This window comes from Acaryochloris sp. 'Moss Beach' (assembly GCF_021497025.1).
In the GTDB taxonomy this organism is placed as follows: Bacteria; Cyanobacteriota; Cyanobacteriia; order Thermosynechococcales; family Thermosynechococcaceae; genus Acaryochloris; species Acaryochloris marina_A.
Map to the genome: position 1 here is coordinate 2,946,612 of NZ_CP071717.1, position 22,220 is coordinate 2,968,831.

14 protein-coding genes and 4 pseudogenes are annotated in these 22,220 nt (G+C 46.7%); 11 read left to right on the top strand and 7 right to left on the bottom strand.

Translation table 11 applies throughout. The features are described 5' to 3' along the window. Nucleotides 1-314: 314 nt before the first annotated feature. The 9 genes and pseudogenes from HRE53_RS13920 to HRE53_RS13965 form a co-directional block, all read left to right on the top strand. Nucleotides 315-2,441: pseudogene (locus HRE53_RS13920) on the top strand (TonB-dependent siderophore receptor); the annotation flags it as partial. Between the two features lie 99 nt (nucleotides 2,442-2,540). Then, nucleotides 2,541-3,910 (top strand): annotated as a pseudogene (locus HRE53_RS13925) (ISKra4 family transposase). Then, nucleotides 3,894-4,127: a TonB-dependent receptor gene (locus tag HRE53_RS13930; RefSeq protein WP_235106881.1), complete on the top strand. Its 234-nt coding sequence runs from the start codon at nucleotides 3,894-3,896 to the stop codon at nucleotides 4,125-4,127. Before HRE53_RS13925 ends, HRE53_RS13930 begins: the two are co-directional and overlap by 17 nt. Before the next feature lie 249 nt (nucleotides 4,128-4,376). Next, nucleotides 4,377-4,514: a hypothetical protein gene (locus HRE53_RS13935; protein ID WP_235111299.1), complete on the top strand. Its 138-nt coding sequence runs from the start codon at nucleotides 4,377-4,379 to the stop codon at nucleotides 4,512-4,514. A 152-nt stretch (nucleotides 4,515-4,666) separates the two neighbouring features. Continuing rightward, complete coding sequence (locus HRE53_RS13945) at nucleotides 4,667-6,046, top strand: ISL3 family transposase (RefSeq protein WP_235106882.1); 1,380 nt, start codon at nucleotides 4,667-4,669, stop codon at nucleotides 6,044-6,046. A gap of 187 nt (nucleotides 6,047-6,233) precedes the next feature. Next, entirely contained in the window at nucleotides 6,234-7,028 is a 795-nt protein-coding gene (locus HRE53_RS13950) for an iron-siderophore ABC transporter substrate-binding protein (RefSeq protein WP_235106883.1), read from the top strand. 197 nt (nucleotides 7,029-7,225) lie between these two features. Further along, nucleotides 7,226-8,539 (top strand): ISNCY family transposase, encoded by a 1,314-nt coding sequence (locus tag HRE53_RS13955; protein ID WP_396133383.1) that lies wholly within the window; start codon nucleotides 7,226-7,228, stop codon nucleotides 8,537-8,539. Between the two features lie 26 nt (nucleotides 8,540-8,565). Further along, nucleotides 8,566-9,252 (top strand): class I SAM-dependent methyltransferase, encoded by a 687-nt coding sequence (locus HRE53_RS13960; RefSeq protein WP_235106884.1) that lies wholly within the window; start codon nucleotides 8,566-8,568, stop codon nucleotides 9,250-9,252. A 137-nt stretch (nucleotides 9,253-9,389) separates the two neighbouring features. Further along, complete coding sequence (locus HRE53_RS13965; protein ID WP_235106885.1) at nucleotides 9,390-10,688, top strand: MFS transporter; 1,299 nt, start codon at nucleotides 9,390-9,392, stop codon at nucleotides 10,686-10,688. A 47-nt stretch (nucleotides 10,689-10,735) separates the two neighbouring features. On the opposite strand, the gene HRE53_RS13970 is transcribed toward HRE53_RS13965, so the two are convergent. The 3 genes and pseudogenes from HRE53_RS13970 to HRE53_RS13980 all read right to left on the bottom strand — a co-directional run bounded on the left by HRE53_RS13970 (nucleotide 10,736) and on the right by HRE53_RS13980 (nucleotide 13,632). Next, the gene (locus HRE53_RS13970; RefSeq protein WP_212663978.1) at nucleotides 10,736-11,569 is read right to left on the bottom strand and encodes an ABC transporter ATP-binding protein; all 834 of its coding nucleotides are present in this window, start codon (nucleotides 11,567-11,569) and stop codon (nucleotides 10,736-10,738) included. Beyond that, the gene (locus HRE53_RS13975; protein WP_235106886.1) at nucleotides 11,566-12,609 is read right to left on the bottom strand and encodes an iron ABC transporter permease; all 1,044 of its coding nucleotides are present in this window, start codon (nucleotides 12,607-12,609) and stop codon (nucleotides 11,566-11,568) included. Before HRE53_RS13975 ends, HRE53_RS13970 begins: the two co-directional genes overlap by 4 nt. After that, nucleotides 12,606-13,632 (bottom strand): annotated as a pseudogene (locus tag HRE53_RS13980) (FecCD family ABC transporter permease). Before HRE53_RS13980 ends, HRE53_RS13975 begins: the two are co-directional and overlap by 4 nt. 362 nt (nucleotides 13,633-13,994) lie before the next feature. Between HRE53_RS13980 and HRE53_RS13985 the strand changes: the two are divergent. Then, nucleotides 13,995-14,129: pseudogene (locus tag HRE53_RS13985) on the top strand (IS6 family transposase); the annotation flags it as partial. Between the two features lie 398 nt (nucleotides 14,130-14,527). Here the strand turns inward: HRE53_RS13985 and HRE53_RS13990 are convergent. Together HRE53_RS13990 and HRE53_RS13995 are read right to left on the bottom strand one after the other, a co-directional pair. Continuing rightward, nucleotides 14,528-15,484, bottom strand: coding sequence for an NAD(P)/FAD-dependent oxidoreductase (locus tag HRE53_RS13990; protein ID WP_235106887.1), 957 nt, complete (start codon nucleotides 15,482-15,484; stop codon nucleotides 14,528-14,530). Nucleotides 15,485-15,489: 5 nt separating this feature from the next. Beyond that, nucleotides 15,490-16,302 (bottom strand): alpha/beta fold hydrolase, encoded by an 813-nt coding sequence (locus tag HRE53_RS13995; protein WP_235106888.1) that lies wholly within the window; start codon nucleotides 16,300-16,302, stop codon nucleotides 15,490-15,492. 1,407 nt (nucleotides 16,303-17,709) lie between these two features. Between HRE53_RS13995 and HRE53_RS14000 the strand changes: the two genes are divergently transcribed. After that, the gene (locus HRE53_RS14000) at nucleotides 17,710-18,405 is read left to right on the top strand and encodes a hypothetical protein (RefSeq protein ID WP_235106889.1); all 696 of its coding nucleotides are present in this window, start codon (nucleotides 17,710-17,712) and stop codon (nucleotides 18,403-18,405) included. 32 nt (nucleotides 18,406-18,437) lie between these two features. On the opposite strand, the gene HRE53_RS14005 is transcribed toward HRE53_RS14000, so the two are convergent. Together HRE53_RS14005 and HRE53_RS14010 are read right to left on the bottom strand one after the other, a co-directional pair. Beyond that, nucleotides 18,438-19,469 carry an ABC transporter substrate-binding protein gene (locus HRE53_RS14005; protein WP_235106890.1) on the bottom strand — a complete coding sequence of 344 codons (1,032 nt, stop codon included), beginning with the start codon at nucleotides 19,467-19,469 and terminating at the stop codon, nucleotides 18,438-18,440. Nucleotides 19,470-19,527: 58 nt separating this feature from the next. Beyond that, the gene (locus HRE53_RS14010; protein ID WP_235106891.1) at nucleotides 19,528-21,993 is read right to left on the bottom strand and encodes a TonB-dependent receptor domain-containing protein; all 2,466 of its coding nucleotides are present in this window, start codon (nucleotides 21,991-21,993) and stop codon (nucleotides 19,528-19,530) included. Nucleotides 21,994-22,220 lie beyond the last annotated feature (227 nt).

A 22,220-nucleotide genomic window follows, 5' to 3' on the forward strand; every position in this document is an offset into this window, starting at 1 on the left:
AGTCCGACTGGAAGAGAAAAGGATCGCCTCCACTTTGTAACTTAATAAGGACTTAGTTGCTAACAACTCTTATCTAGAGGGTCTCAGTACCTGGTGAGTTATGCATCTGTTCGAGCAAAGTGGTGTGGTCAATGAATGTTATCAGAACTTGGAAGCTAGGATTATTGGTTTTGGGTGGATGGGCGATCGCACCCAATGCCTGGGCTAACCCAACCGAAATAACCGCCCCATGGATTGACATTGCTCCTCAGACTGAAGAGGTAGAGAAACAGCTGGCCCCCGAACCACTCCCTGCAACCACCGTCAAAGACTGGATGGCGCAAATAGAGGCAGTACAGGTGCAAATTACTGGTGTGCAGTGGGAAGAGACTGCGTCAGGCTTACAAGTGATCCTAGAGACAAATGGTCAGACCCTGGCAACACCCATAACAACGGTAGAAGGAACTGTTTTGACAGCCCAGATTCCTAACGCAGTGTTAGCCTTGCCGGACAGTGAAGCTTTTGAAGTAGCTGATCCAGCCAGCGGGATTGCACAGGTGCAGGTCACCAATATGCCTGGGGATCAGGTGCAGATTGTGATCACAGGTACCGAGGCCCCACCTATGGCTGATATTCAAACTGAAAAAGGGAGTGTGGTTGTTAGGGTTACTCCAGAAAAGACCAGTTCTGAAGACCTGGAAGAAGCGCTGGAAATTACGGTCACGGCCACCCGCACTGAGACCGCTGCCCAAGATGTTCCCCAAGCCATTCAAGTGATTCCCCAAGAAGTGATTAAAAAGCGTCAGGTCAATGACCTGACTGATGCGTTAAGGGTCATTCCTGGAATTAATTCTTCCTTGTCTACTTCTCTATTCAACAATGTTAATATTCGGGGATTTTCAGCAGATTTTCGACGCAATGGATTGAGAGATTCCACAGTGGGTAGTTCTGCAATACAAACTGCTAATATTGAGCGAATTGAAGTCCTTAAAGGGCCTGCATCGGTGCTTTATGGTTCAGGGTCATTCGGGGGTACCGTGAATATCCTCACGAAACAACCCACTGACGAGCCACTGTATCGATTTGATGCTGCGATTGGCAATTTTGATCTTTACCGTGGGGCTGTTGATTTGTCGGGGCCGATTAATAAAAGTGGCACCGTTAAATATCGCTTGAACGTGGCAGGAGAAACGGAAGGGAGCTTTATTGATGCAGTGGGGCGAAAGCGATTATTAGTCGCTCCAGTCCTGTCATGGGAAATTGATCAAAATACCGATATTACCTTTGAGCTGGAATATACGAATCTGACGGCTGACAATAATTTTGGGTTACCCGCCCGAGGTACTGTTCTGGAGAATATCAATGGTGACATCGATCGCAGTCTAAATATTGGGGCTCCCGGCCGAGAAAAACGGGAGATTGACACCATTACAGTGGGTTATAACTTTGAACATCGTTTTAGTGATAATTGGCGCATTCGCAATTCCTTTCAGTTTGCGCGCCGTTCAGCGCCAGAATTCACAGTATCTGGCATCAATTTACTGGATGATCAGCGCACTTTAGAACGAGATTATGTGGATGTGCCCAGGTTTGATAGTAATGCCTATCTTCTGGATACGTATCTTATTGGTAACTTCAATACCGGGCCTGTTAAACATGAAATGCTAGTGGGGGTCGAATTATTTCAAGGAGATGGGGGAGGTCCATTCTCATTTGGAATAGCCAATTCCATCGACTTATTTACCCCTGATAACAATACCCTCATTCTTGAAGAAGAAGATTCTCTGGAAGATAAAACAACGAATAAGAATTTAGGCATTTATCTGCAAGATAAGATTGAAGTATTAGATAATTTGATTCTCCTGCTAGGCGGCAGGTTTGATATCGCTGGCACCCAGTTTGAAGATATAACATTCGGGACATCTGATTCTCAAACAGAAAGTGAATTTAGTCCGCGTTTAGGGATAGTCTATAAGCCCATCTCTGATCTGTCTCTATATGCCAGCTATAGTCGATCATTTATTCCCAACTTTTTCGATAGGAACATTGATGGAGAGATCTTTCCACCTCAAAGAGGCACTCAATTTGAGGTGGGTACTAAAGTGGCACTCACTGATAAATTCTCAGTCAATGTCGCCTATTTTGATATTTCAATTGCCAATGTACCCACCTCAGATCTAGATAATCCTGCATTCTCTATCATTACTGGAGAGCAGAGCAGTAAGGGGATTGAGTTATTTGCTTCAGGGGAAATTTTGCCAGGATGGAATCTGATTGGTGGCTATACCTACAATGATGCCAAAATTACCCAAGACAATGATATTCCAGTAGGAAATCGTATCCCCAATAATCCTAAACATGCCTTGAGTCTGTCAACGACATATGAACTCCAAAAAGGAGACTTGAAAGGTTTAGGTTTTGGCTTAGGCATTTTCTTTGTGGGCAAGCGGCAGGGTGATTTTGACAACAGCTTTGAAGGGGCGCTTTTGAAGGATGTAGGAGGGGTACTCTTCAAGAAAAAGGGACGAGATAATGATCCCGACCCCATTCAAAAAAGCACCATGACTTTACCCCAATTAGAGGCTCTATATCCAGAACATGCAGACTGGTCATCCTACTGCCAGCAATTGCACCAAGCCAGTAATCTGTCTGCGATGGTTCTCATTGCTCTGCAATTAGGACTCCTGTTTGCCCGCCTGACCTTAGAGAAAGCACTCAATACTCGTGCGCAATTTCCCACGATTTGGCCAGATTGTTCAGTCTGTGGACGACATATTCGCTCCAAAGGATTTCGGTCTCGCCAGATGAAGACGCTGGTGGGTCAGATCGCCTGAAAGCGAAGAGTCGGGCGTTGCCCCAATCAAACCTGTAAGGTGAGTCTCAGTGTGCCCTTAGATCAAGCGTTGGGTATTGCTCCTTATCAATCGAGTAGTGAAGAACTGATACGTTTGGGATGCTTGATGAGTATTGTCATGCCCTATGAACTATCGAGTTGGATGCTGCATCAATGTACCGGAATAGCGGTGAGTGCGAGTACCTTGTGGTCTTGGGTTGCGCATTATGGACAACAGTCTCAATCCCGATTAAGGCAACAACTAGAGCAGTTCCTCCGAGGAGTATGTCTGTCACCAGACACCTTGGAGGAGATGACCGCCATGCTCCGTCTTGCTATTGCTGCTGATGGGGTGATGGTGCCTTTTCGACCGAAGCCTAAAACCGCTAAAGGTAAAACTCGATGGCGGGAAGTGAAGGTCGGTCTATTTGCTCGCTTAGGACAGCATCTAACCCGGTCTGGAAAACAAGTGACTCGATTATGTCATCGTCGATTAGTAGCTGTTTTGGGGGATATTGATACCTTTATTCCTCTCATGCAGATGGAGGCTCAACGACAATCCATTGACACTGCTCCCCAAGTCATTTGGTTGAGTGATGGCGGACGGGGGATTCTGGCGGGTCTACCGTCAGTGCTTTGCCCATTGTGCGATGGGTATTCTCGATTTCTATCATGCCGCTGGACATCTGTGGCGAGCGACTGCAGCCTTATTCGATTGTCGGTCCCCTGAGGCTAAAAAATTGGTTCAAGAACTGGCGGTCTCTACTCAGACATGGGCAACATCACGCTGTACTTAAATCCTTGACTGCCCTGGTCACTACAGATATTCCGCAGGGCAAAGATTTAGAGACACTTATCCAGGTGCACACTTATTTCCAAACCCATCATCGACATATCCGCTATCAGGATTTTGAGAAGGACCAATGTCCACTTGGCAGTGGCATGATTGAGAGTGCTTGCAAGTGGCTGATTCAACAGCGCTTTAAGGGAGTGAGGATGCGATGGAGTGAGGATGGATTCAATCATCTCCTTCACCTGAGATTGGATTGGGTGAATCAACGCTTTGATACCTTATTCCCCCATGTCCCAACGAGGTAAATTCAGGTCTCCCACGACTGCCGAAAGCGCCCGCTTTGAAGTTCCTAGCTATACCAGAACGGATGCGTCAATCTTCTATAACCGGGGTAAATTTCGTGCAGCCCTGAATTTCAAAAATTTATTTGATGTGAATTACTTTGAGAATGTTGAAAGTGATTTGCGAGTGAGATTTGGTGCACCTTTTACCGTCATTGGATCAATATCCTTTGAACTCTAGTTCTATCCGTCAAACGGAGATGAGCTGTGTTTAGAAATCTCGGTTTTCTCTAGGATCTAGCTATATATCTAGTCTGAATACACATATTAGAAAATCAATATAGGTTATGAAGAAATAATGTTCAACACTAGAATTAACAGAATTCTTGTTGGGCTGCTAACCGTCTTATTAGGGCTCTTCCCAGCTTTTGGTGATGCGATGAAAAATCTGTGAAACCATTGAAGCTAGAGTCTTTGCAATATTCTGGCCATGGAATTACTCCAAGCTTTATTACCTAGCCCCAACGGGCTCCAATTGAACGACTATGAAATGGATGTAGAACACCAGCATTTGGAATTGAGTGTTATGTCCACCCAAACGGTGGCTCCATGCCCCCTTGTGCGGTAGCGTGGCTCATCGAGTGCACAGTCGATATCAACGAACCCTTGCCGACTTACCCTGCTTGCACTTCAGCTTAAGCTTGCTCGTGCTAGTCTGCAAATTCTTTTGTCCGAATTCAGAGTGTCGCCGTCGTATTTTTTACCGAACGCATTCCAGAGGTGGCGGCACCTTGGGCCAGGAAAACCGTACGCCAGGTTCAGCATCTCCAGGAGATTGGGTTAGCCTTAGGCGGTGCTGCTGGTTCTCGTCTAGGCAAGTGTCTGGGCTATTTTAGCTGTGGCAGTACACTACTCAACCACTTAGAGCGCCTTCCCCTCCCTGAGTTCGAGGTTCCAAAAGTGTTAGGGGTAGACGACTTTGCGTTCCGAAAAGGCCATAATTACGGCACAATTTTAGTCAACTTAGAGACTCATCAACCTATTGCCCTGCTAGCAGATCGCAAAGCAGACACATTGGTCGATTGGCTACGAGAGCATCCAGGTATAGAAGTATTATCCCGTGACCGTTCCAAGACCTACAAAAGTGCCATGGATAAGGCTGCGCCAGACGCCAGACAAGTTGCAGATCGCTTTCATCTAGTCAAAAATTTGAGTGAAGCGCTTGAGCTTTCATTGGAAAACTACCATGCTGAGCTTAAAGCCGCTTCACGGGAGCAATACCCAGTCACTAGCTCAAATCTAGGGCATACTGCAACGGTTGTTGTAATTCCTCAATCGACTGCCACTGCAACCTTTCAAGAACGGGCACAGGCAAACCATCAAATTCGGGTACAACAGCAGCAAGAAATTAAAGCTCTCCGCGAACAACAATGGTCGACTGCAGCTATTGCAGACAAAGTCGGAGTGAGTGAATGTACTGTTCGCAAATATGGTACCCGACCTGATTTTCCAGAAACTTATAACCGACGTCCGACCTTGGGTAGGAGCCTACTCGACCCCTACAAACAGGAGGTTGTGGCTTGGTGGAATTCTGGAATAACGAACTCCAAAGTCTTGATGGTATTGCTCCGACAGAATGGCTATGAAGGCTCCCAACGCACTCTCCAGCGTTACCTTCGTGGGTTCCGCGAAGCTCAGAGCCTTCCTTCATATCGTGCTCCAGTGACAAAGTCCTTACCCACTGTCATTGATCCTCAAGCTCCTCCTTTTACACCTCGTCAAGCAGCCTATCTAATTGTGCTCAAAGAAGAGAATCGAGAACCCGAAAATAAAGAGTTGTTGGAATACCTGGTCAAACAACACCCGGACTTAGCAACCCTTGTTGATTTAGCTCATACGTTCCTTGAGTTGCTCAGACAACGACAGGCCGATGCTTTTGATTGTTGGTTGATGAAGGCATTGACCTGTCCAATTCAACCGTTGAAAAAGTTTGCTGCGGGTCTCATGGATGACTATGCTGCAGTCAAAGCCAGCATGATGATGGAGGTCAGTAATGGTCCGGTGGAGGGACTCAACAACAAACTAAAAATGCTTAAGCGTCAGATGTTTGGCAGGGCAGGATTAACACTACTCGCCAAGCGACTAATTATGGCTTCATGAGAAAGAAGCAAATCTCTTTCTGAGTAAGGGTTTAAACCGAATCACCAAAAGCTGGGAAGAACCCTTATTAGTTGTCGCCTGCCAGAGTGATCCCAATCGTCCGCCTTCTAACTCTAAAGCTCCTACAAGCTGCCACCCTATCCAGCATGGTTTGGGGAAGACCTGCGTCCCTCAACCTCCGAAACGGTTGATTAGTCTAGATGATTCAACATTAGCTAATGCGTTGATCCTTGGCGTGCCTTCTGTTGGCTGTGCTCTACCGGATGCAGCCCCCCTAGATTATTTGAATCAGTATATGGAGAAGAAAGGCTATGGGACTGAATCCCTGGGTCAAAGTACTCAGCCTAATGTTGAGAAAATTTTAATGCTGAAGCCTGACTTAATTCTGGGAGTCGTTCCCTTTGGTGAACCGATTTATAAGCAGCTTGCCGAAATTGCACCGACGGCAATGGGTGAGTGGCAGGGATCTCCGTCCTGGCGAGAGCACTTTGATTTTGTGGCCCAGACCTTAGGGAAAGAACCGGAAGCCAAATCGACTTGGAGTCATTACTACCAACGGATTGATGCGTTGCAGCAGGCCCTAGGTGACCGGTTGGACAATCTAGAAATATCAACGATCTATGCCTATGGTGACCAAATGACGGTTGACGTCAGGAATTCATTTGCTGGCAGCATTTTTTCTGATATTGGCATTCAGCAACCTCGCAATCATAGTCCTAATACGAATGGTGTTCTCGTTTTGTCAGAAGAAAGAATTCCTGAAATTGACGCTGATATTTTATTCGTGAATATCTATGATGCTGAGTCCAAACATCTGCTAGATGAATGGCAGAAGAAGCCACTTTGGAAACAACTGAAGGCAGTTCAATCAGGACAAGTCTACGTCGTTGATGCAAATTTTTGGCGAGGTGGTAATCCAATCGCTGCCAATCTTATGATTGATGATCTTTTTAAATATTTAGTTAATCGTCCTTCAGCTTAAAAAATTCAGTTTTGAACCTAGTTTTTTTGTTCAAATGTCGGTCATCATCCTGCCTTACGACATTTGAACTATGCACACATGCCCTTATTGTTAGGAGAACATTTCCATGGCAGCAATTCTCATTTTAAGAAAAAGCTTTTCATATAAGGATTCTGAGTCTTGATAGGGTAACTGTAATCTTCGTCATTGTGCTATCTATGACCGTATCAGCCACCATCGGACCTCAAGCCCTCATCAGTGCAATGCTGGCGGGCTTTTCAGATCTGCGAGACCTGCGTAAGGGAAGGAATAAACAGTATCGAGTTGAAGATGCCTTGATGAGCGCCTTCAGCTTGTTTTTTATGCAATCAAGCTCTTTTTTGCAATATCAGCGCCAGATGGCTACCAAAAAGGGCCGCAGCAACGCCAAAAGTCTGTTTGGGATTGAGCAGATTCCCTGTGACAATCAAATCCGAAGCCTGTTAGATCCAGTCGCTGCATCTGCAGTATGTTCGGGGTTTGAGTCTCTCCATCAGTGCCTGGAGTCCAATGGCAAGCGTCACCCCTATAAATGCTTTGAACAGGGCTATTTGGTGGCCTTAGATGGCACGGAATACTTTTCATCGCAGGAGGTTCATTGCCCTCAGTGTAGTCAGCGCCACCATCGTAATGGTCGGGTGAGTTATTTTCACCAAGTCGTTACCCCTGTAATGGTCAAGCCAGGGTGTAACCAAGTGCTGAACCTAGCCCCAGAATTTATCCGTCCCCAGGATGGTCATGATAAACAGGACTGTGAAACAACAGCAGCCAAGCGCTGGATTGAAGCCCATCCGATTGCAGACACTGACGTTGGTGTCACTCTCCTGGGCGATGACCTCTACAGTCGTCAACCGATGTGTCAAACAGCCCTTGAACATGGCTATGGCTTTATCTTTGTGTGTCTTCCGACCTCTCATGAAGAACTCTATGAGTGGCTTGAGTATCTTGAAAAAGCTGGAGAAATGAACCGCCATCAGGTCTGTCGCTATCAAGGGGCTAAACCGCTGCTCTACCAATTTCGCTATGTCAATCGGGTGCCCCTCAACGCCCAGCAGCCTGCTCTAGAAGTCAATTGGTGTGAGGTTACGGTGATTGACAAACGCAAGAATAAGCAGGTGTATTTCAATACTTTTGTTACTCAACATCTCATCACTCATGAGACGATTGAGGCCATTGTCGAGGCAGGACGGTCACGGTGGAAGGTCGAGAATGAAAACAATAATGTGCTCAAAACCAAGGGCTATCATTTGGAACACAACTTTGGCCATGGCCAAGAGCATCTGGCTGAATTACTGGTGACGCTCAACTTGCTAGCATTTTTGATGCATACAATTTTAGAGTTGCTTGGCGGCACCTATGGGCAACTGCGAGAACTGCTGGTAACTAGAAAGGACTTTTTCCGTGACTTATTTACCCTGACTCGCTATTTTTGGTTCGCTAGTTGGGATGCGTTGTTTGATTTCATGCTCACCGAAGGGGCTAACTCTACTTGAATTCCAAAATGAGAATTGCTGTTTCCATGGCCAGTAAAATTTCGGAACTCACTGACGCGAGTGGATTTATAGAATCTAATCTTTATGATTACCTGCTCTCGGTTTCCTTGCGTGAACCCCAGGTGTTAACGCAACTACGGGAAGAAACTGCTCAGTTACCCGATGGTGAAATGCAGATTGCACCGGACCAAGGGCAGTTTATGGCGTTGCTGATTAAGCTCATGGGGGTTAAAAGGATTCTCGAAATTGGCACGTTCACAGGCTATAGCAGCCTATGGATGGCCTTATCACTCCCTGCTGATGGTTTGATCTTGACCTGCGATATCAGTAAAGAGGATACCGCGATCGCACAACGGTATTGGCAGGCAGCAGGCATGGAAAACAAAGTGGATCTTCACCTTGCCCCAGCACTGGATACCTTAAATGATCTGTTGAGTACAGGAGCGGCTGGCACCTTTGATTTTGCGTTTATTGACGCTGATAAAGTCAACTATCACCACTATTATGAAAAGTCCCTCGCACTCCTTCGGCCAGGAGGATTGATGGCAATTGATAATGTTCTATGGTCTGGTGAAGTCGCAGATCCCACCGCAGATGATCCGGAGACAAATGCTCTGAGGGCTTTGAATCTAGCCCTCTGCCAAGATGAACGTATTGACTTGAGTATGTTAGGGATTGCCGATGGCTTAACCCTTGCACTTAAAAAGTCTTAGGTAATCCAGAGTATTGACGTATCGTTGCTGCCTGGATGGCATTCATCTGGGCTGACGTCTGATGTCTATTGATTTCTGAGAGGGAATCGTCAGTCACGATTGGCTGTATTGAAACGAATCACATCGTTCTTTTTCTTGTGCGTACATTCACCATCATTTGGTTGGGCCAACTGGTTTCCAATATCGGTAGCTATATGACTGGTTTTGCCCTGACAATCTGGGCATGGCAGTTAACAGAATCTACAACCGCTCTTGTTTTAGTCGATTTCTTTTATGATTTTCCCCAGATTCCGGTTGCTTTGGTTGCGGGCATTATTGTCGATCGCTTCAATCGAAAATATTTGATGATGTATGGAGATGCGATCGCAGCATTCTCCACTCTGATTTTGCTGGTGCTCCTCTTCTCTCACCAGCTTCTGCTCTGGCATCTATACCTGGCTTCTGCCGTCATGGGGGGCTTTGGTCAAATTCAAGGGTTGGCCTATTCCACTTCCATTACGACCTTGGTTCCAGCCCAACACTATACTCGTGCCAACAGTATGAACTCTATGATTCATTATGGTTCGATTATCATTGCCCCCGCTGTGGCAGGTCTGCTCTATCCCATCATTGGTCTAAAAGGTATTTTGGGGATTGATTTGGTCACTTTTGGAGTGGCGATCTTGACTCTTTTACCCTCCCATATTCCTCAGCCCCCGCCAGAAATTAAATCAGAATCTTGGCAGCAAGCAGGGAAATTTTCGCGTTGGCGACAAGAGGCCACTTTTGGTCTACGTTATATCTGGAAAAGCCCTCACCTTCTGCGATTGCTGATGATTACTGCGTTGTTTTGGTTTTTTCATGATCTTGGCAGTGCCATTGACGATCCGATGATTCTGGCACGCTCTGGCGGCAACACTCAGACCTTAGGGCTGATTGGAGCTGCTGCTGGTATTGGGGGCATCACCGGAGCGATTCTATTAACGGTTTGGGGTGGCCCTAAAAAGCGCATTCATGGACTGCTTATGGGATTTATGGGGGCCGGAATCGCTAAAACGTTGTTTGGATTTGGCCAAAATCTTAAGGTCTGGATGCCAGCTCAATTTTGTTCCTCTCTCAATTTTCCTCTGTTAGATAGCTCAGAAACAGCACTGTGGATGGAAAACGTTGCTCCAGAGCTTCAATGTCGAGTATTTGCTGCCAACTCACTGGTACTACAGGGGGTGAGTACATTAGCGACTTTGCTGGCCGGTCCCCTTGCCGAGGGTATTTTTGAACCCTTTGTACGTTCCAGTAGAGTCGCTGGGTTGATGGGACCGATATTTGGCACTCAATCTGGTGCCGGTACGGCGTTGCTGTATGTCTTAACTTCTTTGGGGCTGATTACAGTGAGTATTGGCGGCTATTGTTGTTCCCCGCTGTTTGGGGTAAAGAATAGTCAGACTAAAGAACCTTGAAAACTAACTCACATGAATTTAAGGTAGACCCCCGTTAGAGGTACGAGCTAGGACTCATGCCCTGCCTTGACTTTCCCCGATGACTTACGACTGATGGGGATACAAAGAGGCGTATTGGCGACTGGATCATTGATAATTCGACTTTCTAAGCCAAACACGTTTTGAACCATTGTTTCAGTCATTACCTGTTCTGGATGGCCCTGATCGTAGACGGCTCCCCCCTTGATGGCTACTAAATAATCACCGAAACGACAGGCTTGGTTGAGATCGTGCAACACCATCACAATCGTTTTGCCTTGCTGCTCGTTGAGATCATGCAATAAATCTAAGACTTCGATCTGGTGGGCTAGATCAAGATAGGTGGTGGGTTCATCCAGCAACACAATGTCTGTATCTTGAGCCAAAGTCATAGCAATCCAGGCCCGCTGGCGCTGTCCACCGGACAAGTTATCCAGAGCACAATGGGCAAAGTCGAGCATTTGCGTAATCGATAAGGCCCAGTTCACCTGCTTCTCATCTTCTTGAGACCATTGTTGTAACCAGCCTTGGTGGGGGTAGCGACCTTGAGCCACTAGATCTCTGACGGTTAACCCTTCTGGGGCCGTTGGTCCTTGGGGGAGCAACCCTAATCGTTTGGCAATGGCTTTGGTGGAGAGTTTGGCAATGGATTCACTCCCTAGATAGACGATGCCCTGTTTGGGTTTGAGTAAACGCCCTAAGCCCTTCAGCAAGGTAGATTTACCACAGCCGTTCGGTCCCACTAAAATCGTGATTTTGCCTGTGGGAATCGCTAGATCGAGGGACTCAATCACCACTTTGCCTTCATAGGCTAGGGTGAGTTTGCGGGTTGTGAGGGCGTAGGCAGGTGTTGCAGGGATCATGAGTTGCGATCGCGAATCAATACATACAGAAAATAAGGCGCTCCCACGATAGCCGTAATAATTCCACAGGGCAGTTCAATGGGAGCAAATAGTAATCGACCCAGTAGATCAGCCACCACTACCACCAATCCTCCGGTTAAGGCGGCCACGGGGAGTAATCCCTCATGGGAGGGGCCTACCATTTGTCGTCCCAAGTGAGGGGCCATTAAACCGACAAAACCAATGCTGCCTGCGGTCGCAACTGCAGAGCCAGCTAGGGCTACGCTGCTCAGTAATAGTAGACTGCGCTGGAGTTCTAAACGACTGCCTAAACTGCGAGCTACTTCATCGCCGAGTTGGAGTGCATTCAATTCCCGACTCATTAACAGGCTCAGTAATCCAAACCCAGTGAGCCAGGGTAGAAATACCGTCAACTGCTCCCAACTGCAGCCATAGACACTACCAGCTAGCCAAACTAGGGCTTGGCTGACGTTGTAGATATTGCCAAAGGTCACCATCAAACTGGTTAAAGATCCAGCAATCAGGCTGAATCCTACTCCCACTAAAATCAGCCGCACGGGAGAACTGCCGTCCTTCCAAGCCAGCAGGTAAATCAGCAGAGCCACCAGGAGCGCTCCACCAAAAGCTGCCAGAGGAATGAGGGCAATGGGTAATTCAGGATAGAGAACAATTAAGGTTACGGCAGCTAAAGAGGCCCCAGCGTTGACGCCAATAATGCCAGGGGATGCTAAGGGATTGCGGGTGATGCCTTGGGTGATTGTGCCTGCGATCGCAAGTCCCATCCCAACCCCCCAGGCCACTAGCGTTCGTGGCAGACGCAGGGTCATAATGATAAAGCCAAAGTCTGGGTTACCCGTTTCCAACCCTAAGACGGTTTTGATTACATCTAGGGGAGGGACCGGATATTCCCCTTGTCCCACACTCAAGACCATAGCGACCAGAGTTGATAGAATCAGTCCCAATAAAATACTGGGAACCCGACGGTCGAGATGAAACGAGATCGGGATCTGCGGAGGACGAACCACTAGCCACTGCTTCATCGCCGCACCTGCCAGCGGGTGAGGTAGATAAAGAAGGGTGCTCCCAACAGGGGCATGACTAATCCTACTGGCAGCTCTTGAGGCTGAATCACTAACCGTGCCCCAATATCAGCGATTAATAATAAGATAGCTCCGACAATGGCGGCATAGGGCAAAATCCAGCGATAATCGACCCCTACCCAAAACCGCACAATATGGGGAACAATCAGGCCCACAAACCCGATCGGACCTGCGATCGCAACGGAGCCACCTGCCAACAAAATAATGCTCACCGCCGCAGTCACTTTGATCCAGGCAGTGTTCTGACCTAAGCCTTGGGCAATATCCTCACCCAAGCTTAGGGTCGTGAGCTGTTTCCCCAGGGATAGGGCAATCACCATTCCCACGGCTAGATAGGGTAAAACTTGGACCACTAAGTTTAAATCGCGGCCTGCGATCGACCCTGCTAACCAAAACCGGATCTCTTCCAAGGTTCGCTGACTCAGAATGAGAACACCAGTGGTTATGGATGACACCAAGGCCGTAAACGCAGCCCCAGCAATCGTTAGATTTAGAGGGGTCAATCCACCTCGTCCTAGGGAACCCAGAGCATAAACTGTGATGGCTGCGATTGCAGCCCCCAGCAGGGCAAATCCCGCATAAACCTTAAGGGAAGTCGTGCCTAACCAAAACACTGATCCGACGACAGCCAATGCCGCTCCGGAATTAATCCCTAAAATGCCCGGATCAGCGAGGGGATTGCGCGTAAGCCCTTGCATCATGGCCCCCCGCTACAGCAATGGAACTGCCTACCAGTAATGCAGTAATTGAGCGAGGAATTCGAACCGTTCGAATAATCAGTTGATCCGTCGACCCATCAAAAGCCGTTAGGGCTTGATACACGGTTTTGGGGCTGATATCAGCGACCCCCAGCCCTATACTGGCCATCAAACAAACCCCTAGCAGTCCGATGCCCAGCACCAAGCCCAATCCTAGTGGAAGAGGGGACTGGATCAACTGACGCCGAGCAGGAACAGTAGACACTTCAATACTTATTGATAATACTTCTTAATAATACTACATGGATATGCCTAGGATTTCTATCTATAAATCATGAGAAAAGCTTGCCTTACATGACCTATAGGTTTATCTGTGACTTCATAGCTGTATATTACAAAAGCAATAATTTGGATCTATCTTCAACATACTATAGGAATAATTCTAATTAAGCTAAAGAGAGAATTTGTTGTCAGAGTCCCTCCAGCTGTGTTTCATACTTATTTGGGTTGTGTTGCAAAAATAGGGTCATGGCTGAAAGTCAGGGGGCAATCGAGAGGCTGTGCTCTATTTCTTTCCTGTAGATGAAAACTGCTGATCTTTGCAAATGGCGTCATTTTTAATCTGAGATTATCCTGCTCAATGTTCCTTGGTACTGCCGCTATCCCCTCAGCTATCGCGATTTGGAGGAGATGATGTTAGAGCGTAGTTTGGAGGTAGATCACAGCACCATTAATCGGTGGATTCTGAAATATTCTCCTAAACTAGTGCTTGCCCACAGCGATTTCGAAAGCTTTGTTGCAAATAGAACACTTGCTAGGAAAGAATCTTGGGCTCATGCAACCTGTTATGATCGCTGTGGCCAAGCACTAGACACATGCTGGCGTTGGCATCTCAAATCAACCAATGATGCTTGGAGAGTAGACGAACCCTACGTCAAAATCCGAGGCGGTACTTAATATCGAGCCGTTGACTTTTGGGACAGATCTCTTTCCTCAATCAAAGTTTCGGATTATCTGCATAGTCTTGGAGGACACCCAGAGGAGTTGTGTGACCACTATTTGCGACACAATCTGGCGCATTACTCTGTCTCTTAATTTGACAGAATAGTACGCCACTCTTCTGTGAGCAAACGGAGGTGAACTGCTATAGGTGAGCAGTGTTAGGAATGATCCCAATCTGGCTTAAACAGCTTACGACTATTGAGATAACGATCAATAGACATGGCTGCCACACATCCATCGCCAGCTGCCACAACCGCTTGCTTAAAAGGGGTATTACGGATATCTCCAATCGCCCATACACCATCCGTACTGGTTGCCATCAGTTCATCAACCTTTACCCCGCCGTCTTCATTGAACTCAACCTGATCGCCGACAAAATCAGTGACGGGTTTGGACCCATTCTGATAGACAAACACCCCATCAACTTCTAAAGACAGCGGATCTTCTTGATCTCTGACTTTGACTTGAACCCCTGTGACCCCCATATCGCTCCCCTGAATGGACAGCAGTCTGGATCGGCTCCAATGTTTCACATTGGGTAAACTCAGCAAATCCTGAGCATGTGCATCCTCAGCCGGAGGAGTCTTCACGGTCAGCCAGTGAACCATAGATGAAAATTTAGTGAGCACTTGGGCTTCTTCTATGGCTTCTCGGTTCAGTCCTACCACTGCAACAGGGCGATCTTGATAAAAAGCAGCATCACAGGTGGCGCAGTAGCTCACCCCCCGACCTAAAAAGTCAGCCTCTCCGTCAAAAGATGCCTTACGTCCCATTGCTCCTGTGGCTAGGACAATTGATCGCCCCACAAATGTCCCTTCTGGGGTGTAAACCTTTTTCTGGGCACCACTAATGTCAAGACCAAAAACTTGGGCTTGTTGATAGTGAGTGCCGAATTCAATCGCTTGCTCTCTCATTACAGCCAGTAGTTCTTCACCACTGACATCACCAGCAACGCCAGGGTAATTGGCAATTTTGTGGGTAATTGCCAGAGCGCCAACTGCAGGGTTTTTGTCTAAAATAACGGTCTTGAAATTTGCTCGCGATGTATAGAGAGCACAGGTACAGCCTGCAGGGCCACCACCAATAATTACAACATCAAACTCGTAGGTATCCAAGGTCTTTAGTCTCCAGGCAGTAGGACAGAATTGTTCATTCCCTTACATAACAGCGTCGTTATGAGCTGTTCCTTGTCGGAGGGTAGGAATGCAGAGGGCATTGATGCGACCTGTTGCCAAAATTCTAAAATGATTTGGCTCGTCCGACTGGGATGATCATAATGGAAAAAATGCCGTCCTTGGGGGCAGCTCCATAAACGATCGCCAGTTTTAAGCCAGGTTTGCCATTGTGCATGAGCGTGCGGGTCAACCACAGCATCATGTTCGCCATGACACACGAGTAATGAAGGCTCTACTCCTCCAGGTGCTAACTCATTGCGATGGGCCAAGGAGTGCGGAGCCAATTCAGTATCTAGGATGGTGGCTAAGAGTGATGCCAATGCCATCGTTCGGTCAGTACTCATAGCGCCGAATAGCATGGTCACCATTTGGAATAAAATTGCCTCTCGACTACAGGGTAAAAGCTCCCTCATCTTGTAGTAGTGGGCATGCCAACCTACAGATGGATTCGCCCCAACGGATAGTAAAGTTAACGATTTGACAGCTTGGGGATTGTAGCGAGCATACAGCAACCCCAATGTACCGCTGAGCCCATGCCCTAACAGATGAATGGGCTGTGATTGATGTTGGATATCCTGGTGGAGTAATGCTAAGGCAGTTTGTATAGAGCAAGGTTCATCCGCCGTTTGATGGTAGCTCCAAAATTTCACATGGGCATATTGCTTGAGCTGTTGGCATAAACTCCAGTCAAATTTTTTGAGGCGGGGGTTAACACATAACCAGAGTGCATCAAAAGTACTCACAAGCTCGGGGTCCATAGACTTAAATCAACAAAAGCATTCTGATGTCAGTAATAATGCCTGTCACACCTGCACCTATCTGAGATCTAGAGTATTGTCAGCGTTTATAAAAAAGGTAGTCTAGAGTTTAGCTTTTACGCTGATGAACAAAGGTTATTGATTAATATTCTCAACTACAGTACAACATTTCGGCTGTGAAGGATATTTTGCACCAAAGTTTGGATGGACGGATGAATGCAGGATCTAGATCGTCTAAGCAATGAAAGTCACCATAGGCAATATTCCAGCATTCAGTCATGCCCAGCTGGCTTTGAGTGATATTCCATAAGTAAGCTGACCTTGCCCTTGTAGAGTAGGCTCCATGAGAACCACACCTACTACCTCCAACATAGGTGGTTAATTATCTTTGCCAGCAGCTAAAATGTCCCTCAACCAAAATGGGGTCTAGCAGCTTTGCGGATGAAAAATGACCGCCTTCCAGATTCACATAAGTTTGAAGTGACTAACGTCTGCTGATCTCCAGTCTTTCTAAGGTATTCATGTTAGCTGGGTGGTTTCCTTCAGGCCGAAGACAGAATTATGGAGAGCACTCACAGGTAGGAGAAGCAGAATTGAGTAGTTTGCTTGGAAGATTGCTCGACCTGGTTTTAGGGGTCAAGTTTTAGTTCGGCTGTAAAAAAACGAAAGCAGTTGTGAATGATTCATTGATCCGTAGACTGATTGAATGTTTTCAGGGCTTGATATACCGTCTGAAGACTCACACTGGCGAACAATCCTACAGCCAACATCAATCCATCTCAGTGGCACAGGGGACTAGAGCAACTGATGCCCAGCAGGAACAACCGATATTAAAATTATTGATAACGATTATTAGTAATAATGCATAGATGTGCTTATGATTTCTATCTACGAATTAAGAGAAAAGCTTGTTGCAAAAGAATTTTAGGCTTGCCTATGGCTTCATATCTGTATATTACAAAATCAATAACTTATGTCTAATTTCAACGTAATATAAGAAAAAATTGTAATTAATTTAGCAAGAGAATGAGTTTTAATACCTCCTGCACGCCCTGGCCATACTTATACAGGTGGCGATGCTAAGACCAACATTAGGAGGATTCAAATTTGACTGCTCTAGCTCTCCACAGTCACAGATTGTCTTTGAATTGTTTCAACAATGTTTTAGCGATGAATCGACTACTTTGAAAGATATAGCTCAGTTTTATTAGAGTAGACTGGCTTATGATAGAGATTAGTGGCTATATATAAGCACTTTTGGGGCAAAATCTTGCTTCAAGAGACTATATCTACAAAATATGCTGAATATTGCCGATACTCTTCCCTCATTGTTGAAGACTCAATGTAGGGGAATACCAAATTAGTAATCCACTCGCTAACGATTCGAAATAATGTAAAACAACAACGATGTCAAATATCTATCGTGGAATTGTTATTCCTGGGGAGACGGGCCTTGCTGGATGTTCTAGCCAATGGTGCTTTGAATCTTTGCAAACTTATTTCCGATGGGGACAACGAGAATTTGGACTTCGGGTTTACTATCCCCATTGGCTTCAGGGGCGACAATACCAAATTGATGTTGTGGACTGGGTGAATCAGTTCTATCCCGTCTATACCTACCAGTATTGTTGCCAAGATGGCAGTGCCCTCACTGACCCTTCTTCATGGACGGGTGATTATCCTGATGTCGATGAAGATGAAAAACTTAAACTCGTCCAGCTCAGGACCTTTACTAAAACCAAACACGGCTTTTACCTGGGAACTGTGAAGGATGCCTATGAACTGCTACAACAAGGCATTACCCACTGTGAACCCTATGACTACGACACTAAGCTATTCCCCCAATCCCGACAGATGAGCAAAGTCTGTTCTATTGGTTCTGATGGAGAAAGATGGGCCGCGTTCACTGATCATGGCTTTCAATGGGTTGATATTGGGCACGTCGTCCAAGCCGGCGATCCTGGTACCGACGTTCAAGAATTTCCTACCGTTCTTCAGAAATATACGGAGAAAAACTCTCCCTCTCTCCCCGTTGGCTTTAAGGTGAAAAATGTTTTAGATTCCAAGCGGGTCGCTATCATCATTGCTCAAAGTATGAGTTAATCAACCTGAAAAATAGCATTAATCACAGATGACTATTGGGCAATGTCTATAGAAAATATTTGAGCAATGTCGTCTAAGATCTGGTTTGCCGCCAGAACATTACGGCCTGCTGTCCACACTTCGCTGTTGACTTCATAGATGCTCTTGTTCCTCACAGCCTTCAACTTTGACCATAGTGGATCAGTCACAAAGCTTTGATAGTCAAAGCTGCCTGATATCTGAGGATTATGGATTAAAAAGAGTAGATCGCCATTCATACTAGCCAAATCTTCCCGAGCAATTTGTACGACATACCCATTCGCGTTCTTTTGTTTTGAGGGCCGACCAAACCCTATATCTTTCATTACAGATCCTGAAAAGCTGTTTGAAGTATATAGGCCAATTCGACCTTGACCTGTGGCAACGATTGAAACAAGGGTTTGGTCAATGTCCTCTACCTGCTGTCGGAGGGCTTTGACCCGCCGCTGATAACCTGCCAGGACCTGCTGCCCTTCCGCCTCTTTATTGAGGGCTTGAGCAAACAAACGGAAATTGTCTTGCCATTCTCCGTCTCGGCCGCTCCCTTGGGTTAAAACCGTTGGGGCGATCCGATCTAAGTGTTGGTATATTTTTCCAGAGCTGATCTTACTTCCTAATATCAAATCAGGTTTCAGGCTGAGAATCGTTTCTAAGTTTGGTTGAGTGCCTTCTCCCACGGATGTAATGCCTTGGGTTTGGTCTCCCAAATAGGTGGGGAATTGATTGTAAATCACTGAACCAATCGGTTTGATCCCGAGTGCTAAAGCGGCATCTAAGGCCGCCGTATCCACTGTAATCACGCGCTGAGCTTGTTGGGGAACTTGGCTGATTCCCATGGCATGTTCTACAGATAGAGAGGTGCTTGTAGTCAGGGGAGAGCGCTGTTGGGGAAGATTGGATAACGGATCGGAGGCACAGCTCATTAACAGACTGAGGAGCAAGCAGGCAGTAACACTGATCCATAGCATCCGTTGGGGTTTGGGTAAGCGTAACCGACGAATTTCTATGGCAAGACTTGCCGCTAGCACTAGCCATATCAGCAACATGATCATGAACTCCCAATACACTGAAGATCTAAAAAACGGGGTGCGGGCTCACCTTTACCTAAAACTCAAAACTATAGCGAATGCTATAAGTCCGACCTTGGCCGGGAAAGCGTCTTAATTCCTGAATACCCAGACGTTCTTGGGAACTCACGGGCACATATTGGGTATCAAATAAGTTTTGGATGGCGAGCTGTAGCTTTCCAGGTCCTAAGTTCACAGTACTGAAGACATCGAAAACCGTGTAACCCTCTACTTGAAACTGATCGATCGTGTCATTAAAGGCTCGATCTCGTCCCCCCACAAATAAAGCTTGAATCCGGTTGCGCCAGCCGGGTAGGGTCTCATTCTCAACATAGACCGTTGCGTGAATGGGCTGGACGTCCAGGGAGCTAAGGGCTGTAAAGATACCATCATCGTCTGGATCTGATTCGCCCTCATTCCAGGTAAAAACGGTCCCTAGGGTCCATGTGTCGCTGGGCTGCCAATCTGCGGTGAATTCAATGCCATAGTTCCGTTGAGGTGCCCGCACAATAGAAGTCAGCCCTACATTGTCAACCACTAGCGAAGAACCTAGAGAAGAGGTACTCAAAAAGCCAGCCAGACTAAGCTTAACCGTATCAAAGTTGGCTTTAACACCCAGCTCATAGCTGTTAACTTTTTGAGGTTCTAGATTGAGGCTGTTAGCCACACTATTGCCAAATCGGGCGAGCCCTAGCGTTACCCCAACACCAGGAATCGAAAATCCTTGGGCAAAGTTTGCATAGATGTTCACTTCCTCCGTTGCTTTAAATACCGCCCCCGCATTGAAGACCACATCATCGGTATTGATCACTCCTCCTTGGATTTGGGCAGGTGGAGCAACTCCAAAATTTGCAAAGGGGCTGGCAGCATAGTCATCGACGGACAAGCGAATATTTTCGTATCGAATTCCGCCAGTGAGGGATAGCTGATCCACAACATCCCAGGTTAGTTGGCTAAAAGCACCGATACTGCGTACGGTATAAAACGGGGATTGGGTTGCCGTACCGATCACTCGGGCCCGGCGATTGAGGTCAAAATCTACTGGATCTAGAGAATTGAAAAACTGCTCATTCTCTTCATAGGACAGATCAGCACCCCAGAGGATTTTGAAGCGATCTGTAATGGGTGTATCGAGCTGAAACCGTCCCCCTACTTCTAGGGAATCTAAATTGGTTTGCGTAATGGCAGGCAAGAACGGGGGTGTACCAACGGGAAAGAGATTGCGAATATCACCTGGGATTTGGGTCAAATCAGTTTTGCGAAGGTAAGCCTGGGTCCGTAATTCAGCTCCAAATAAATTTTGATGGCGGTAGGTCAAATTGAGATTTTGAATAGTTTGGGACGGGCTATCATCAAACGTGATCGGCCCTACTCGCAATGCCTCAGCATCTTGCTCTCCTGGGGTTGCCAGAACAATTGGATTGGAAATAAAATCGCTGGCAAAATCGTTCTGAAAGAAGTTGTAGGAGACTTGCAGGCGTTGATCATCTGTAATATCAATACCTGCTTTTGTGAACACGTTAATAGTGTTGTTATCCGAGGTTAAGCCGTCGGGTGGAATACGATCGCCTTCACCATCAAAGATAGCGCCATCTAAATCAAATGCCGCCCCGACTAGAAAATCGAATTTTCCTTGCTTACCTGACAGGCTAGTATCCACTTTGAAGCCAAACCCATTCTCCGATAAGTGTTCAAAATCAGGGCGAAGTGTGAGTCCTAATTGTCCCTGAATGCCTTCCTCTACTGGGGCGCGAGTCAGAATATTGATGACCCCACCCGTTGCACCATCGCCAAAAACAGCGCTGGGTCCTCTAACCACTTCAATCCGCTCAATGACGGATGGATCAATCGCGGATAACTCTGTGTCAAAGGACGCATTCCCTGTTTGGGGGATGCCATCAATCAGGATTTGAGCAGGGCGACCTCTTAAATCCTGTACCCGAGTCCGACCATCCGCTGTTGGCGGTCCAAAGCCAGGTACAAACTTGCCCAGGGTTGAAGTCAGGTCATTGCTCAACAGGGCTTCTTGCTCTAACTGTTCACGGCTAATGATGGTGACGGCACGGGGAACATCTGCCAGGGCCTCCTCCGTTCGAGTAGCTGTGACGACAATTTCTAAATCATCCTCTTCGCTGGAGGGATTCTCCGCAGGTGAAGTTTCGGTAGAGTTTGAAGTCTCGGCTGTTTCCTGGGTGTTGATACTCAATATGAGAGTCTGAGAGTCTGGTTGAATTTGGTGACTTAATTCTGTCTGATCACCAATAACGGTCACCCGTACACGATTGACGTCTATGGGCATAACAGACACTGAGCGTATGCCTGCAATAGGGTTGTTTTCTTCGAAGGTTTGCCCAGTGGATAAATTGAGCTGGGCCGCTTCAATATCTGCGATAAATGTTGACCCGCTCCCAGAAGGCGTCACCTGCAAGGCATCACCGTTGGCAACATTTAACACAATATTGACCCCACCTTCAGTTGGGACGAGGGTAATCTGCGTAATCACGGAAATGGGTACGGACTCAGTTTGGGCGATATGGTGATCAGACTTATTTGGGGACGGAGCTATTTGTTCAACCTTATAGCTCCTGCTTGTCCATTGACCCGAGTTTAATTGGGATGAGTCAAGGGTAGTTGATGGAGACTGAGATGCATGGGTAGTAGTAGCCAGAGTCCCTAGAGATGTCCCTATAACACCCACAAAAATATAAATGATATTCAAAGATGGTTTAA

Bases quoted from the DNA above. Each gene is read 5' to 3' on its own strand.
- HRE53_RS13930 (WP_235106881.1), top strand. From the start codon at position 3,894: ATGTCCCAACGAGGTAAATTCAGGTCTCCCACGACTGCCGAAAGCGCC.
- HRE53_RS13935 (WP_235111299.1), top strand. From the start codon at position 4,377: ATGGAATTACTCCAAGCTTTATTACCTAGCCCCAACGGGCTCCAATTG.
- HRE53_RS13955 (WP_396133383.1), top strand. From the start codon at position 7,226: ATGACCGTATCAGCCACCATCGGACCTCAAGCCCTCATCAGTGCAATG.
- HRE53_RS13960 (WP_235106884.1), top strand. From the start codon at position 8,566: ATGGCCAGTAAAATTTCGGAACTCACTGACGCGAGTGGATTTATAGAA.
- HRE53_RS13970 (WP_212663978.1), bottom strand. From the start codon at position 11,569: ATGATCCCTGCAACACCTGCCTACGCCCTCACAACCCGCAAACTCACC.
- HRE53_RS13975 (WP_235106886.1), bottom strand. From the start codon at position 12,609: ATGAAGCAGTGGCTAGTGGTTCGTCCTCCGCAGATCCCGATCTCGTTT.
- HRE53_RS13995 (WP_235106888.1), bottom strand. From the start codon at position 16,302: ATGGACCCCGAGCTTGTGAGTACTTTTGATGCACTCTGGTTATGTGTT.
- HRE53_RS14000 (WP_235106889.1), top strand. From the start codon at position 17,710: ATGTCAAATATCTATCGTGGAATTGTTATTCCTGGGGAGACGGGCCTT.
- HRE53_RS14005 (WP_235106890.1), bottom strand. From the start codon at position 19,469: ATGTTGCTGATATGGCTAGTGCTAGCGGCAAGTCTTGCCATAGAAATT.